At 69.1% G+C, this 15,402-nt stretch carries 12 protein-coding genes; 5 read left to right on the plus strand and 7 right to left on the minus strand.

From position 1 onward, the window contains the following. The first annotated feature begins 177 nt into the window (after window positions 1–177). Window positions 178–831, plus strand: coding sequence for a ribosome hibernation-promoting factor, HPF/YfiA family (hpf, locus tag AC1DMN_RS13555; RefSeq protein WP_440732303.1), 654 nt, complete (start codon window positions 178–180; stop codon window positions 829–831). Window positions 832–965: 134 nt separating this feature from the next. Here hpf and AC1DMN_RS13560 read toward each other — a convergent pair whose 3' ends face one another. Both AC1DMN_RS13560 and AC1DMN_RS13565 read right to left on the minus strand, forming a co-directional pair. Next, complete coding sequence (locus AC1DMN_RS13560; protein WP_477230760.1) at window positions 966–2,288, minus strand: coiled-coil domain-containing protein; 1,323 nt, start codon at window positions 2,286–2,288, stop codon at window positions 966–968. A gap of 59 nt (window positions 2,289–2,347) precedes the next feature. Next, window positions 2,348–2,944 (minus strand): PadR family transcriptional regulator, encoded by a 597-nt coding sequence (locus tag AC1DMN_RS13565; RefSeq protein WP_477230759.1) that lies wholly within the window; start codon window positions 2,942–2,944, stop codon window positions 2,348–2,350. 240 nt (window positions 2,945–3,184) lie between these two features. Here AC1DMN_RS13565 and secA point away from each other — a divergent pair, with 240 nt between their 5' ends. Further along, window positions 3,185–5,986: a preprotein translocase subunit SecA gene (gene secA / locus AC1DMN_RS13570; RefSeq protein WP_477384404.1), complete on the plus strand. Its 2,802-nt coding sequence runs from the start codon at window positions 3,185–3,187 to the stop codon at window positions 5,984–5,986. A gap of 124 nt (window positions 5,987–6,110) precedes the next feature. On the opposite strand, the gene AC1DMN_RS13575 is transcribed toward secA, so the two are convergent. The 5 genes from AC1DMN_RS13575 to AC1DMN_RS13595 are packed head-to-tail and all read right to left on the minus strand — an operon-like array spanning window position 6,111 to window position 12,118. Further along, on the minus strand, window positions 6,111–7,532 hold the full coding sequence (locus AC1DMN_RS13575) for a YlbE family protein (RefSeq protein WP_477230757.1): 1,422 nt from the start codon (window positions 7,530–7,532) through the stop codon (window positions 6,111–6,113). Beyond that, window positions 7,532–9,079: an acyl-CoA synthetase FdrA gene (gene fdrA, locus AC1DMN_RS13580; protein WP_477384406.1), complete on the minus strand. Its 1,548-nt coding sequence runs from the start codon at window positions 9,077–9,079 to the stop codon at window positions 7,532–7,534. Before fdrA ends, AC1DMN_RS13575 begins: the two co-directional genes overlap by 1 nt. 20 nt (window positions 9,080–9,099) lie before the next feature. Continuing rightward, complete coding sequence (locus tag AC1DMN_RS13585) at window positions 9,100–9,816, minus strand: ankyrin repeat domain-containing protein (protein WP_477230755.1); 717 nt, start codon at window positions 9,814–9,816, stop codon at window positions 9,100–9,102. Next, window positions 9,813–11,120, minus strand: a complete 1,308-nt coding sequence (locus AC1DMN_RS13590; RefSeq protein ID WP_477230754.1) for a purine-cytosine permease family protein — start codon at window positions 11,118–11,120, stop codon at window positions 9,813–9,815. The genes AC1DMN_RS13585 and AC1DMN_RS13590 overlap by 4 nt, the downstream gene beginning before the upstream one ends. Next, window positions 11,120–12,118, minus strand: coding sequence for an oxamate carbamoyltransferase subunit AllH family protein (locus AC1DMN_RS13595; protein WP_477230753.1), 999 nt, complete (start codon window positions 12,116–12,118; stop codon window positions 11,120–11,122). Before AC1DMN_RS13595 ends, AC1DMN_RS13590 begins: the two co-directional genes overlap by 1 nt. A 150-nt stretch (window positions 12,119–12,268) precedes the next feature. Between AC1DMN_RS13595 and AC1DMN_RS13600 the strand changes: the two genes are divergently transcribed. The 3 genes from AC1DMN_RS13600 to AC1DMN_RS13610 are packed head-to-tail and all read left to right on the plus strand — an operon-like array spanning window position 12,269 to window position 15,212. Continuing rightward, window positions 12,269–13,213, plus strand: coding sequence for a carbamate kinase (locus AC1DMN_RS13600; protein ID WP_440732294.1), 945 nt, complete (start codon window positions 12,269–12,271; stop codon window positions 13,211–13,213). A gap of 53 nt (window positions 13,214–13,266) precedes the next feature. Beyond that, window positions 13,267–13,953, plus strand: coding sequence for a GntR family transcriptional regulator (locus AC1DMN_RS13605; RefSeq protein WP_477384407.1), 687 nt, complete (start codon window positions 13,267–13,269; stop codon window positions 13,951–13,953). Window positions 13,954–13,988: 35 nt separating this feature from the next. Next, complete coding sequence (locus AC1DMN_RS13610) at window positions 13,989–15,212, plus strand: pyridoxal phosphate-dependent aminotransferase (RefSeq protein ID WP_440732292.1); 1,224 nt, start codon at window positions 13,989–13,991, stop codon at window positions 15,210–15,212. Window positions 15,213–15,402 lie beyond the last annotated feature (190 nt).

Here is a 15,402-nt window from a genome sequence, read left to right on the forward strand (position 1 = left end):
TCGGCATCGCGGTGCCGGGCACGGTCCGAATGCGTATCCTGGCGAGTCTCGATCCGGATCCACACGACACACAGATGAATAGTGGATGACATCCCGGGATCCGACGACTACGGTGGGGACTCACAAAGGCGACCACGGTCCGCCCCCTACCGGTCGGACCGGAACAAGGAGGTCAGGATGGAAACGAACATCGTCGGTGTCGGAGTCGGCATCAGCGATCGATTCCGAGCGGTGGTCGAAGAGAAGACCGCACGGATCGCGACTATCGCGACGAAGGCGCAGAGCCTCGACGTGAAGGTCACCCATCGTTCCTATCGCGGCGGTCATGTGGAGGACGAGACCGTCGAACTCACTCTCAACGGAAAGGGGCCGCTGGTACGCGCCGAAGCGCGCGACGCGGACAAGTTCGTCGCACTGGACCTCGCGGTCGACAAGCTCATCGAGCAGGTGAGGCGGGCCAAGGAGCGCCGGATCGACGGTCGTCACCATCCGCGCGGCGCGCACTTCGAAAAGGGCACCGGCGAACTCGCAGGCATCGATGTGCACCCCGTCTCCGTGGACACCCTGCACGCGGTCTCCACAGGTGCGATCCCGACGATCGAGGTCGAGGAGGACTACTCACCGGTCGTCATCCGCACGAAGAACTTCGATGCGGAGTGGATGACCGTCGAAGAGGCGGTCGACCGCATGGAACTGGTCGGCCACGACTTCTTCCTCTTCGTGGACGCACGCAGCGACCACCCGAGCGTCGTGTACCGCCGTAAGGGCTGGGACTACGGCGTGATCTCGCTCACCACCCAGGCGGCGCCCGCCGAGGCGCTCGTGGGCTGACGTCGACCCTCTGAAGACGATGAAGCGGCCCGGGAGGTTCCCGGGCCGCTTTGTGTCGGCGCCTACCTCCGAGTCCCCGTCCGTGGACCTTGAGGCCTGCGGGCGACAGGGATGACTCGGAGAAATCGGGGCTGTCAGTCGAAGATGTCGCCGAGGAGGCCGCCGATGACGAGGCCGCCGAGCACGCCCGTCACGACGTCCCCGCCGCCGGAGCCGCGGCCGCCGCCCCAACCGTTGCCGCCGCCTCCGCCCCAGCCCTGGTCGGGGCGGGACCGGTCGATGTCGTGCTGGGCGAGCTGCAGCGCCTCCGCGGCGAGTTGCGCGACGCGACGCGCGGTGCTGAGGGCCTCCTCGCGGGTCTCCTCCGCGGGCAGCAGAGACGGCGCGTCCACGCGCAGCCGCTCGGCCTCGGCGAGGCGCGTGCGGGCGTCAGCGCCGATCCAGCCGCGGTGGCCTTCGATCAGGCCACGCGCGACTCCGAGTTGCCGGTCCGCGTCGTCCAGCGCATGTTGCACGATGGCGATCGTGGGCAACGGGTGCTCCGCACGGTAACGAGCGGCAGCGATGGCGGCGTCCAGTGCGGTGTTCGCCGCACGGAGGCGGGTGAGCTCGCCGAACGGGTCGGTGCGGGTTCCCGCCGCTGCGAGGGAGTTCAGCGCGCGCTGCAGTTCGGTCGCCGCCGCGGTCACGGCGGGCGCGTCCGGCGCCGTCGGCAGAGCGGCCAGATCGCCCCGGGAGTCGGCCACGACCTCGGCGAGCGTGGACTCGGCCCGCAGCGCCTCGATCTCGAAGTCATCCACGGCGTCCAGCAGTGAGGCTGCGCGGCGCGTGGCCTCCGTCGCGGTCTCGAGCGCGAGCACGGCCTCCTGGTTGCGGCCGGCGTCGCGGCGGCGCTCGAACACGTCGGCGCCGTGGTTCGCGAACACCACCAGCTGGGCGGCCTCCTCCGCGCTCTTGGCCACGCGCTGCATGGCCGACTCGGAGTAACGCGTGGCCAGCCGCTCCACGGATGCCTGCGCCTGAGGCACGCGGCCCTCCAGGGCGGCGGCATCCGCGCGCACCTTGGCGACCACCTGCGGCGCGTTGCGCACGCGGGCGACGGCATCGGCGATGGCTGCGGACTTCTCGTCGATCAGGTCCTCGGCCCACTGGCACAGCTGCACGATGCGGGCGTTGCGGGTGCGCAGCTCCTCGGCGGTGTCCGGGATCTCGTCATGGTTCAGCTGGTGCAGCTGGAACGCCTCGCCCATGTGCGTGCGCACGGCGTCCAGCACCGTGTGGAAGTCCGCCGTCATCTCGTCGCCGAGCTCGGCCGTGGCGAAGGCGAGCTCGTCGGAGGAGGTGCGGATCCGCTCGTCGGCGGCGACGATCGCCTGCTCGGCGCGGCGCGCGAGATCCGCGTCCTGCGCCTGCAGCTCTTCCTGTTCACGTTTGCGTCTGCCCCAGAATCCGGCCATGGGCCGATCCTATGGTCCCGGACCGTGCGCGGGCTGTGGAACCGCTACGCCCTCGGCGATCAGACCGGGACGGCGCGGGAGGGCCGCCCGCGTTTGGGCCGCTCGCTGGAGAGCTCCAGCTCGAGCGCGTGCTGCGGGTGCTGCGCGAGTCGCTGCTCGGTGTGGTCGAGCCACCGCACCTCCGCCTCTGCGGCGAAGATCATGGAGTCGATCACGAGCGTCCAGGCCAGCTCCTCGGGACTGTCCGGCTTTGCGCCCGCGTACTTCGTGCGCTGCAGCTCCTGCAGCTGGGCGAGCGACGCCTTGCGCTGCGTCTGGATGACGGCGGCGACGTCGACGCCGGGCAGCGTCGCGGCGACGGCGAGCTTGATCGAGAGCTCGTCGCGGGTGCCGGTGGCGCGCTCGACGGGGGAGGAGAGCCAGCCGGAGACCTCGGCGGATCCGGCATCGGTGATCGCCCAGTAGACGTGGCCCTGCTCGTCGGCGTCGCCGCGCTCGACGAGATTGTCGCGCTCCAGGCGCTCGAGCGTGTTGTAGATCTGGCCGACGTTGAGCGGCCAGGTCGAACCGGTGCGCCGATCGAACTCGGCGCGCAGCTGGTACCCGTAGCACGGGCCCTGATCGAGGATGGCGAGGAGGCTCTGGCGCACCGACATGGATATTTCCTTTCCCGGAATCTGTTTCCGAGTATATGCATACCGGGAAACATCCGTCGGCCTCCGCCGCGCGGTGTGTCGTCGCCCCGAGTGCAGCGACCCGGCCTCGGATCGGATCCACCGACCCGGTGCAGGGGATCGACAAGTCACGGCCCGGTAACATGAGTGCGTATGCCGTGCGCGCGACGCGCGCGGCCCCCGAAACAGATCGGGCACAGAACCCCTAGGGAGATGGAATCCGTGGCGAATCCTCTTGAGAAGCTGCTGCGCGCGGGCGAGGGACGGATCCTGCGCCGCCTGAACGGCGTCGTCAAGGCCGTGAACGCGCTCGAAGACGACTTCGCGAAGCTCAGCGACGAGGACCTCCGCAATGAGACCGCAGAGCTGCGCGCGCGGTTCGAGAAGGGCGAGACGCTCGACCAGCTCATGCCCGAGGCCTTCGCCGCCGTCCGCGAGGCTGCCAAGCGCACGCTCGGCATGCGCGCCTACGACGTCCAGATCATGGGCGGCGCCGCGCTGCACGAGGGCAACATCGCCGAGATGAAGACCGGTGAGGGCAAGACGCTCGTCGCGACCTTCCCGTCGTACCTCAACGCCATCGCCGGCCAGGGCGTGCACGTCATCACGGTGAACGACTTCCTCGCCTCCTATCAGTCGGAGCTCATGGGTCGCGTCTACCGCGCGCTCGGCATGACCACCGGCGTGATCATCTCCGGGCAGACCCCCGAGGTGCGCCGCGAGCAGTACAACGCCGACATCACCTACGGCACGAACAACGAGTTCGGTTTCGACTACCTGCGCGACAACATGGCCTGGCGCAAGGAGGACCTCGTCCAGCGGGGCCACTTCTTCGCCATCGTCGACGAGGTCGACTCGATCCTCATCGACGAGGCGCGTACGCCGCTCATCATCTCCGGTCCGTCATCGGGCGAGGCCAACCGCTGGTTCGCCGAGTTCGCGAAGATCGCGCGCACCCTCGAGCCTGATGTCGACTACGAGGTCGACGAGAAGAAGCGCACSGTCGGCGTGCTCGAGCCCGGYATCGAGAAGGTCGAGGACTACCTCGGCATCGACAAYCTSTACGAGTCGGCGAACACSCCGCTCATCTCSTTCCTGAACAACTCGATCAAGGCGCTCGCACTGTTCAAGCGCGACACCGACTACGTCGTGATGAACGACGAGGTCATGATCGTCGACGAGCACACCGGCCGCATCCTGGTCGGGCGCCGCTACAACGAGGGCATCCACCAGGCGATCGAGGCCAAGGAGGCTGTGCCGGTCAAGGCCGAGAACCAGACCCTCGCCACGGTCACCCTGCAGAACTACTTCCGCCTGTACGACAAGCTCGCCGGCATGACCGGAACGGCCGACACCGAGGCAGCCGAGTTCATGTCCACGTACAAGCTCGGCGTCGTGCCGATCCCGACCAACAGGCCGATGATCCGCCAGGACAAGTCCGACCTCGTCTACAAGAACGAGACGGCCAAGTTCGCGCAGGTGGTCGAGGACATCGCGGTGCGGCACGAGAACGGGCAGCCGGTGCTGGTCGGCACCGTCAGCGTCGAGAAGAGCGAGTACCTCTCCCGGCTGCTGAGCAAGAAGGGCATCAAGCACGAGGTCCTGAACGCGAAGAACCACGCCCGCGAGGCCGAGATCGTCGCCCGCGCCGGGCGCCTCGGCGCCGTCACCGTCGCCACCAACATGGCGGGCCGCGGTACCGACATCATGCTTGGCGGCAACGCCGAGTTCCTCGCCGTGCAGGAGTTGAAGTCGAGGGGTCTGGATCCGGTCGAGACGCCGGAGGATTACGAACAGGCCTGGGACGAGACCTACGAGGCGATGAAGGCCAAGGTCGAGGTCGAGGGCTCCAAGGTCGTCGACGCCGGCGGCCTCTACGTGCTGGGCACCGAGCGTCACGAGTCGCGCCGCATCGACAACCAGCTGCGCGGCCGCTCCGGTCGTCAGGGCGACCCGGGCGAGAGCCGGTTCTACCTGAGCCTGACCGACGACCTCATGCGGCTGTTCCAGCAGGGCGCCGCCGAGGCGATCCTCGCCCGCACGAACTTCCCCGAGGACATGCCGATCGAGTCGGGCCTGGTCACCCGCGCCATCCGCAGCGCGCAGAGCCAGGTCGAGGCGCGCAACGCCGAGATGCGCAAGAACGTCCTCAAGTACGATGACGTGCTCAACCGTCAGCGCGAGGCGATCTACACCGACCGCCGGCACATCCTCGAGGGCGACGACATCGCCGATCGGGTGAAGCACTTCGTGGAGGACGCGATCGGCGCGATCGTGGATGACCACACCAGCACCGGGCACACCGAGAGCTGGGACTTCGACAGCCTGTGGACCGAGCTGAAGACGCTGTACCCGGTCGACGTGACGATCGACGAGGTCGTCGCCGAGGCCGGCGGGCGCAAGGGTGGGATCACCGCCGAAGGTCTCAAGCGCGAGCTGGTCTCGGACGCCATGGTCGCCTATGAGAAGCGCGAGACGTCGCTCGGCGAGGCCGCGACGCGCGAGCTCGAGCGTCGCGTGGTTCTGCAGGTGCTGGACCGCCGCTGGCGGGACCACCTCTACGAGATGGACTACCTCAAGGACGGCATCGGCCTGCGCGCGATGGCGCAGCGCGACCCGCTGGTCGAGTACCAGCGCGAGGGCTACTCGATGTTCCAGGCGATGATGRGCCAGATCAAGGAGGAGTCGGTCGGCTACCTCTACAACCTGGAGGTCGAGGTGCGCCAGGCCGGCGACGAGGGCATCACCGAGGTCGAGGCCAAGGGGCTCGCCGAGTCCGCGGGCGACCAGCGCCTGGAGTACTCGGCGCCCAACGACGCCGGCGACGTCGAGGTCCGCAACGACCGGGGCCAGGTGCAGCAGGCGGCTACGGATCGCCTCCGCCAGGCGGCCGCACGCGCTCAGTCCGAGAACGAGGAACCTGCCGAACCCGCCGCGCGCGGTGCCTTCGGCCAGCGCGTCGATGGCGATCAGGCGGCCCCGGCCAACCGCGCGGAGCGGCGCGCTCAGGGCAAGAAGAAGTAGTCCCCGCGAAGCATCCGGAGACACGAAGGAGGCCGGCACCCTGTATGGGTGCCGGCCTCCTTCGTCAGCGCCAGGATGATCTGGGTCGCCCATCCGCGCGGTGACGAGATGTGCCGTACAGAGGTCAGGCGATGCGATCGGCGAGGGCCACGAGCGCCTGCTGGAACGCCTCGATCGGCGGGTGCGTGATGCCGGCGCCGATCATGCCGATGCCTGGATCCTTGTGCGCGATCGCGGTGTTGATGATCGGCAGGATGCCGGTCTCCATGACCTTGCGCACGTCGATGCCGGTGGGCACGCCCATGAAGTCGAGCGCCGGGATCGTCACGTTCGGGTTGTTGCCGGTCGTGATCGCGTTCATGGTGCGCGAGTAGCCCACCGCCTCGTCGACCGTGCCGCCGACGAGGGCGACGATCGCGGGCGCGGCGGCCATCGCGAATCCGCCGATACCGAAGGTCTCGGTGATCGCGGAGTCGCCCATATCGAGCCCGGAATCCGCCGGAGTGTAGCCGGCGAACATCGGGCCGACGACCTGCTGCGCGGGGCCGGTGAACCACTGGCCGCCGGTGCCTGAAACGCGGATGCCGAAGTCGACGCCGTTGCGGGCCATCGTCGTCACGACCGTCGAGTCCTCGATGCCGTTCGCCGCATCCAGCGACGCCTTCGCGGTGACCATCCAGGTCGGGCCCGAGAAGTAGTCCGACGAGGCGACGAAGTCGAAGACCTCGCGCTTCTGGCTGGTCGTGAAGTCCGTCTCCAGGATGTACGGCGCGAGGGCCTGGATCAGCAGCGTGGTCCCCGCCACATTGCGGTTGTGCGCCTCGTCACCCATGTGCAGCGCCTGGGAGAGCATGAGACGCAGGTCGATGCCGTCGGTGTTCAGCTTCATCGCGCCCGAGAGCACCGGGCCGAACACGTCGCGCATCCAGTTCAGCCGGTCGATGACCGACTGATCGTTGGCGCCGAAGCGCAGGATCTTGGAGAGCTGCTCCGAGAGGTTCGTGAAGGCGAGGTTGCCGTGCGTGCGGTTGCGCACCTGGTGCACCCACATGCTCGCGCTCGTGACACCGGCCATTGAACCGACCGACTGGTGCTCATGGCAGGGCGAGAACGTGATCTCGCCGGAGGCGGCGAGCTCGAACGCCTCGTCCAGGTCCTTCGCGAGTCCCTCGAAGACCAGTGCGCCCGTCACGGCGCCCTTCATGGGGCCGGACATGCGGGTGAACCCGATCGGCGGACCGGCGTGCAGGATCGTCTTCGCCGTCATCCCCGGGACGACGTCGATCGCCTGGCCGAAGCCCTCCAGGAACGGCTGCGCGGAGAGGATCCGGCTCAGCGCCTCCTGGTTCGCCGCATCGATCCGCGCGGCGATCGCGGGGTCCTCGAGCCGGCTGAGCGCGGCGATGACCTCGGGGTCGCCGCCGCCCGGCGGAGTCCAGTCCATGAGCACGGGGCTGACGCCCTGCGCTTCGAGGTCCTCGGCGAACATGTCGAGGCCGAGGTTGACCGGCTTYAGTGCGGAGCCGAACAGGTCGTTGACGCTCATCAGTTGTCACCCTTCGCGACGAATTCGCGGGCCAGCAGCCCGAGGTTGGTGGAGGAGGAGGCGATCGTCACGCCGGCGGCCTCGAGCTTCGCGACCTGGTCGGCGATGGCCGGGGTGTCCAGGTCGGTGCCGAGCACATAGCCGAGGATCTCGAGGTGCTGTCCGCGCGCGGCGGCCTTGGCCTTGGCCTCCTGGATCGCCGGGATCGTCACGCCCACCGGATCCTCGTGCGAGCCGAATCCGAGGATGAAGTCCATCGCGATGACGCCGACGGTCGGGTCGTCGGCCTCTTGGACCACGCGCTGCAGGCGCAGCGTCGGGTCGATCATCGGGTGCGGACGGCCGTTGGTGAAGTCGTCGTCGCCCATGTCGAGATACGTGTGCTCGCGGGACGCGTCCATCGCGCCGATGACGCGCGCCGGATCCTTCTGGATGTTGGAGTACACGTTGTCGTAGGTCGCGAGGGCCGCGAACATCGCCTCGTCGCACAGCGTGCCGCCGCAGAACAGGCCGCGCACGTACTGCTGCTCGGGCGCGAGCTTGGCGCGCACCTCCTCGATCAGGGGGAGGTTCAGCGGGTGCGTGTCGAGGGTGGACTCGTCGATCCCGCTCGCGACGACCGCCGCGATCGCGGTCGGCTTGGTGCCGGAGACGAGCGTGACGTTGTCGTAGCCGCTCTCGGTGCGAGTCGAGCCCAGGAAGGTGACCACGACGGGCTTGGACGCCGCGCCGGCTGCGGCGAGCACCCTGTCGGCGACCTCCTCGGCCGGAGGCTTGGAGACGACCACGATCACCGCGGTCTCCGGATCCGCATCGAGAGCTGCGATGCCGTCGATCATGGAGATGCCGCCGATCTCGRTCGACAGGTCGCGTCCGCCGGTGCCGATCAGTTGCGAGACGCCGCCGCCGAAGTCATGGATGCGCACGCTCAGCTCCTGGCTGCCGGTCCCGGACGCGCCGACGATGCCGATGGATCCGCGACGGACGGCGTTGGCGAACGCCAGACCGGTGCCGTTGATGATCGCGGTGCCGCAGTCCGGCCCCATGACCAGCAGACCCTTATCATGGGCCAGCGTCTTGAGAGCCAGCTCGTCTTCGACCGGCACGTTGTCGGAGAAGATCATCACGTGCTTGCCGGCGTTCAGCGCCTTGCGCGCCTCGCGAGCCGCGAACGCGCCGTTCACCGAGATGAGCACGAGATTGCTGTCGGGAACCTCGGTGAACGCGCCGTCCAGGGTGCGGTAGCGCACTTCGGCCACGCCGGCGGCGCCCTTGCTCTTGCGCGCGAGGATGTCGTCAACCGCCTCGATCGCCGCCTCGATGGTGTCGTCGGAGGCGTCGACGACGATCATGAGATCGCTGGGCTTCGCCGCGTCGATCGCCGGATCCTGGACGCCGACGTTGAGCAGCACCTCCTTGTTCATCGGCGTGGCCATGCCGAGCAGCGCCTGGGTCACGCCGTCGACGGCGTTCGCCTTGGTGCTCATCGACATGAGCGAGACCGAGTCGAGGTACGTGTTCTTCCTGATTTCGATGTGCCTGGTCATCGGGATCCTTTCGAGGAGTCTCAGGCCTGGGCGCGCTCGAGGATGGCGACGATCTCGTCGTATCCGCGCTCGCGGGCCAGGTCGGCGGGGGACGTTCCCCACGGGTCGGGCATGCCGGGCTTGGCGCCGTGCGCGAGCAGCAGCTCGACGATCTGCCGGCGCACCGGGCCGCCGTCACCGAGGATGATGGTCTCGATCAGAGCGGTCCAGCCCAGGTTGTTGGTGAGGTTGACGTTGATGCGGGTGTTCTCCAGCAGGTAGCGCACGACCTCCAGGTGGCCCTTCTCCGCCGACGGGGTGAGACCATTCCCGCCCATGCGGGTGAGCCGCTTGAGGTCGGCGCCTGCCTCGACCATGACGGTCACGAGCTCGAGGTCGTCGTTGATGCACCCGTACAGGAACGGGTTGGACTGGGTCTGGTCCTGGGCGTCGATGTCCACGCCTTCCGCGATGAGCGCGCGCACGACGTCGAGGTGGCCGCCGCGCGCAGCCAGCAGGATCGCCGACGCCTCCTCGCGGTCCTGCGCGTCCTTGTCCGCGCCGTCGGCGAGAGCGGCGCGGACGCCGTCCAGGTCGCCGGCGGACGCCGCGGCGAGATACCGCTCGTCTGTGCTGTTCGAGATGCGCGTGCTGCTCGAGATGCGCGTGCTGTTCGAGATGCGCGTGCTGTTCGAGATGCGCGTGCTGTTCGAGATGCGCGTGCTGCTCGAGATGCGCGTGCTGTCCGAAACGGTCATCGGGTCGTCTCCTTGGCGGGCGCGGTCCGCGAGCGGGGGGACCGCTCGAGGACGAGGTAGGCGAGGCATCCCACGACGAGGCCGACGACAGCATCGCTCAGCACGGGGGCGAAGAAGTGCGAGAGCAATGCCGCCCCTGCGCCGATGGCCCAAGCGACCAGGGCGGTCCAGCGGAACCGCTGCGGTGCGCGATCGGCGTTGCGCTTGGCGAGGATGATCTGGTCGGCGATGAGGACGGCGCCGAGCGGGGGCACCAGCACGCCCAGCAGGACGAGCCAGTTCACGAAGTAGTGCCAGGCGCCGAGCACGGCGACCAGGGTGCCGATGACGCCGAGGATCAGGGTGAGCACGCGCATCTTCGAGCGGGTCAGGTGCGACCAGCCCAGCGCGCCGTTGTAGAGGCAGTGCGTACAGACCGAACCGAGGTTGATCACGACGAACACCAGCAGGAACACATCGAGCAGCGGATTGTGCGTGCTGGTGAGGATCGGCGCGAAGTTGCCGCCGTTCGACGCGGGATCGACGATCGCGCCGGCGGCGACGAACAGGGCGCCGCTGAGCTGGGCGACCAGGCTCGCGACCGGGAACGCGGTGACCGTGGCCATCACCGCTTCCTTGCCGTTGCGGGCCCAGCGGGTGAAGTCGGCGGTCATCGTGCCGGAGTCGGCGAAGGTCGCCATGATCGCGGTGACCGCGACCCCGAACGAAATCGCCCCGCCGCCGACGCCCTGGTAGCCGAAGACGGCCGAGAAGTCGTGGTTCTGCGCCGCGATGGTGATCGCGATGATCACCGCCGCGATGAACAGCGGCGCCGCGATGGATCCGAGCACGGACAGCGCACGGATGCCGAGGTAGGTGATGGCGATGAACACCAGTCCGGCGAGGCCCGCGACCAGGGTCTCGTTCCAGCCGAACGCGGCGCCCAGGCTGGCACCGGTCGCGCCGGTGTTGAACGCGAACCAGCCGACCACGACGGTGGCGAGGAAGCCCGAGGCGATCGCATATCCGGCGGTGCCGAAGGTCTCCGTCGCCTGCAGCGAGAAGCTCTTGCCGGTGCGGCCCGCGCGCCAACTGAGCAGGCTCACGTAGACGAACATGATGGCGTTCGCCGTGAGGATCGCGCCGACACCGGGCCAGAATCCGAGCATCGCGACCACGAGGCCGCCGGGTACGGCGTTGGTGAGGATCATCGGGAAGCCGAACCACACCGCAGAAACGGTGAAGAGCGACTTGCGATGGTTCAGCGGGACGGGTTCGTGCTCGAACTCCGAGGTGCTGCTCTCCGCCGGTGCGGTCTTGGTCATCACACGTGCTCCTTCTGGACGATCCCGGACGTCGGCGTCGCGGGGACGGGTGCGGCGGCGGTGCGAAGCGCCGCCTCGGTACGCAGGGCAAGGCGGACGCCGCTGAGCATGTCGGTGCCGGAGGTGTGTCCGATGGCCGCGACGCGCAGGGCCGCGGACTCGGTGCGCGAATCGTCGCGGTCGCGCACGGCCCGGACGAGCGCATGCAGGCTCTGCGGGGCGCGGGCGCGCAGCGCGTGGCGGATAGTGACCGTGCTGAGCAGCGTCGTCCGCTCCGCGCCGTCCTCGTCGAGAGCGGCGGTCAGGGAGGGGAGCGCCCCGTGCAGCCGCATGCCACGCTGCGCGCTCACGAATGCGAGCCCGGTGAGGACGTCGTCACCGGACGGGGTGAGGCCTTCGCCGAGCCCGAGCAGCCGCCTCGCCGCATCGGCGATTCCGGCCGGACCCCGCCGGAGCAGCGCCGCTTCCAGAGCCTCGCCGCGAGCGGTCAGCAGCGCGGCGGCGGCGCGGCCGAATGCGGTCTGCGCGGCCGGCGCGGGGGTGCGTCCGATGATCTCCTCGGCGCGCCGCAGGTGTGCGGGGGACAGTGCGCAGAGGCAGACGTCGGAGGGGATCCAGGGGGCGGCGGGACCCGTCAGCACCGCGATCGGGCCGTTCTCCGTCTCGATCCGGAAACCGTCGGGAGCGACCGATACAGGATCCCCCGGCTGCACCTGGAGCGCGGTCCAGTCGTCGACGGGCACTCGGACGGTGGCCGGGGCATCGTCCAGGTCGGGGGAGACGAGGGCGACGAGCTCGTCCGCGATGCGCAGATTCACGGCGCGACGGTGCACCGAGTGCACCCGATGGCGCGGCTCTGAGCCACCGCCGATCGCCGGCCGGACGCGGGACAGCACGGAACGGGGCTGCGCAGGGTCGGCGGCGCGGGAGAGCGTCTCCTCAAGTGCGGCATCCCAGGTGATCGCGCGCACGGCGACGGGGGTGGCGACGGGGTTCATCGTCTTCTCTCCGACTGCTTCGCGGGGCCTGGTCGACGACCGCCGAGGATGGTCAAGTGTTCAGAGAAATGTATACCATCGATTGAAATGGAGTACCATTCCCGAGTCAGCACCGGTCGCGACCGCGGCCTCAGCAGGAGGAGAAACCAGATGCGTGTCGTAGTCGCACTCGGGGGCAACGCCCTCGCCCGCCGGGGCGAGCCGATGACGGCCGAATATCTTCGGGCGAACGTCAAAGCGGCGTGCGAGGCGCTCGCCCCCTTCGCCCGCGAGAACGAGGTCGTGATCACGCACGGCAACGGCCCTCAGGTCGGTCTGCTCGCTCTGCAGAACCTCGCGTACCAGGACGTCGCGGCGTACCCCCTGGACATCCTCGGCGCCGAGACCCAGGGGATGATCGGCTACGTCGTGCAGCAGGAGCTCTCCAACGCTCTTGGTGGCGAGCGCGAGGTGGCCGGTGTGATCACCACTACCGTCGTCGACGAGAGCGACCCCGCCTTCGTGCGGCCCACGAAGCTGATCGGCCCGCAGTACTCCGCGCACGACGCCGCAGAGGCTGCAGCCGAGTACCGCTGGACCATCGCGAAGGACGGCAACGCGTTCCGTCGCGTGGTACCGTCCCCGGTTCCGGTCTCCATCGTGCAGGCGCCGCTCATCCGCCGCCTGCTCGAGGCCGGCAGCCTCGCCGTCTGCGTGGGCGGTGGCGGCGTGCCCGTCCGCGAGGACTCGAAGGGCCGTCATATCGGTGTTCAGGCCGTCGTCGACAAGGATCTCGCCAGCGCGGCGCTCGCCGCGGACATCGGCGCCGACACCCTGATCATGCTCACGGACGGCGACTACGTCAGCGAGAACTGGGGCACCCCGGAGCAGCGCGACATCCACACGGCCTCGGCGGATGCGGTCGCCGCGATGGCTTTCGCCGAGGGCTCGATGCAGCCGAAGATCGATGCCGCGATCCGCGTCGCCCGTGCCGGAGGGCGCGCCCTGATCGGTCCGCTCGACCGGCTGGACGATCTGCTCGCCCGCACCGTCGGCACCGAGATCGTGCCCACGCTCAAGGAGGGCATCCGCTGGGTCGAGCCCGCGAAGTCCTGATCGGAGCGCCCCGCCGTCGCGGATTGCGGTCCGCTCGATGGAAGAATGATGCCGTGACCAGCAAGGATGAACGGCAGCTCGAATCCACGAAGATCGCGTCGTGGTTGCGTGATGCGATCCTCGACGGCGCTCGCGCCCCGGGCAGCCGCCTGATCGAACGCGACCTCGCTGCCGAGTTCGGGGTGAGCCGGGTGCCGGTGCGCGACGCGCTCAAGGTGCTCGACGCCGAAGGGCTCGTCGAGCTGCGCCCGCACACCTGGGCGGTGGTGCGCGAGTTCACCGACGCGGATCTCGCGGACCTCGACGAGGTCCGCGCCGTGCTCGAGCCGCTGGCGTTCCGGCTCGCGGCCGAGCGCCATCGGCGCGACGGTCTGGCGCGACTGCGCCAGGCGCTCGATCGCGAGGAGTCCAGCGCCCGGATCGGCGACGAGATCGTCTCGCGCCGGGCGGCGGCAGACTTCCACGAGACCGTCACCGAGCTCGCGGAGAACCGCCTGCTCAGCGAGATGATGCGGGGGATCGGGAGTCGCCTGCGCTGGGCGCTCTCGCAGTACGACGACCTGGAGTACATCAGCGGGGAGCACGTCGAACTCTTCGAAGCGATCGAGCGCCGGGACGGCGATCGAGCCGCGGAACTCGCCGCCACGCACCTGGAGAGCAGCCGGCGCGAGCRCATCGCGCACGTCGAAGCGGTGCGCACCGGGGCGATCCGCACCCAGCAGGCATCGCACCGCGCGTGAACGGGACGGCCCCGCGCAGACGGTAATCTTGCCCGATGACACCGAGAACCTTCGACCAGTCGTCCAAGCTGAAGAACGTCCTGTACGAGATCCGCGGCAACGCGCTCGTCGAGGCGGCGCGGCTGGAAGCGGCGGGTCACTCGGTGCTCAAGCTGAACACGGGCAACCCCGCGGTCTTCGGGTTCGAGGCGCCGCAGCAGATCGTCCGCGACATGCTCGCGACCCTGCCCAGTGCGCACGGCTACAGCGAGAGCAAGGGCATCGTCTCCGCCCGCCGTGCCGTGGTCAGCCGCTATGAGCAGGTCGACGGGTTCCCTCTCGTGGACCCCGAGGACGTCTACCTCGGTAACGGCGTCTCCGAGCTCATCACGATGACCATGCAGGCGCTGCTCGATGAGGGCGACGAAGTGCTCATCCCCGCCCCGGACTACCCCCTGTGGACCGCGATGACCAGCCTCGCCGGCGGGACCCCGGTGCACTATCTGTGCGACGAGGAGAACGGCTGGAACCCGGATCTCGAGGATCTCCGCTCCAAGGTCACCCCGCGCACCAAGGCCATCGTCATCATCAACCCGAACAACCCCACGGGCGCGGTGTACTCGCGAGAGGTGCTGCAGGGCATCGTGCAGGTGGCCAGGGAGAACGACCTGCTGCTGCTCTCGGACGAGATCTACGACCGGATCCTCTTTGACGACGCGCAGCACATCTCCACGGCGACCCTCGCGCCCGACCTGCTCTGCCTGACCTTCAACGGACTCTCCAAGACGTACCGCGTGGCCGGATACCGGTCGGGGTGGCTCGTCATCACCGGCCCGCAGCAGCATGCGAAGGGTTTCATCGAGGGGATCACGCTGCTCGCGTCGACCCGGCTCTGCCCGAACGTGCCGGCGCAGCACGCGGTGCAGGCCGCTCTCGGGGGCGTGCAGTCGATCGAGTCGCTGATCGCCCCGAGTGGTCGCCTGCATCTGCAGCGCGACGCCGCCTGGGAGGGGCTCTCTGCGATCCCGGGTGTCAGCTGCGTGAAGCCCACGGGGGCCTTGTACGCGTTCCCGAAGCTGGATCCGAACGTGCACGAGATCCACGACGACGCGAAGCTCATCTACGACCTGCTGGTCGCGGAGCGGATCCTGCTCGTGCAAGGCACGGGCTTCAACTGGCCGACACCGGACCACCTGCGCGTGGTGACGCTGCCCGAGCCGCGGGTGATCACCGAAGCCATCGAGCGCCTCGGCAACTTCCTGGCGAGCTACCGGCAGTAGGCGCCACATCCGGCGGAGCGTCGATCAGACCGCCGCCGCAGCCCCGCGCCGCCGCGCGCGCCGCGTCGCGGGGCTCTGCTCGTCGCGCAGCAGCGTCGCGGCGAGGGCTCGTGCGGCGGTCGTGAACGCCGAGCGCCCCGACACGTCCGGCACCGGCCGCGCGTGCAGGGCGGCGGCATCCAGCGCACGC

Source organism: Microbacterium sp. 01T413_2, assembly GCF_056398985.1.

Bases quoted from the DNA above. Each gene is read 5' to 3' on its own strand.
- AC1DMN_RS13560 (WP_477230760.1), bottom strand. From the start codon at position 2,288: ATGGCCGGATTCTGGGGCAGACGCAAACGTGAACAGGAAGAGCTGCAG.
- AC1DMN_RS13600 (WP_440732294.1), top strand. From the start codon at position 12,269: ATGCGTGTCGTAGTCGCACTCGGGGGCAACGCCCTCGCCCGCCGGGGC.
- AC1DMN_RS13590 (WP_477230754.1), bottom strand. From the start codon at position 11,120: ATGACCAAGACCGCACCGGCGGAGAGCAGCACCTCGGAGTTCGAGCAC.
- AC1DMN_RS13565 (WP_477230759.1), bottom strand. From the start codon at position 2,944: ATGTCGGTGCGCCAGAGCCTCCTCGCCATCCTCGATCAGGGCCCGTGC.
- AC1DMN_RS13610 (WP_440732292.1), top strand. From the start codon at position 13,989: ATGACACCGAGAACCTTCGACCAGTCGTCCAAGCTGAAGAACGTCCTG.
- hpf (WP_440732303.1), top strand. From the start codon at position 178: ATGGAAACGAACATCGTCGGTGTCGGAGTCGGCATCAGCGATCGATTC.
- AC1DMN_RS13585 (WP_477230755.1), bottom strand. From the start codon at position 9,816: ATGACCGTTTCGGACAGCACGCGCATCTCGAGCAGCACGCGCATCTCG.
- AC1DMN_RS13595 (WP_477230753.1), bottom strand. From the start codon at position 12,118: ATGAACCCCGTCGCCACCCCCGTCGCCGTGCGCGCGATCACCTGGGAT.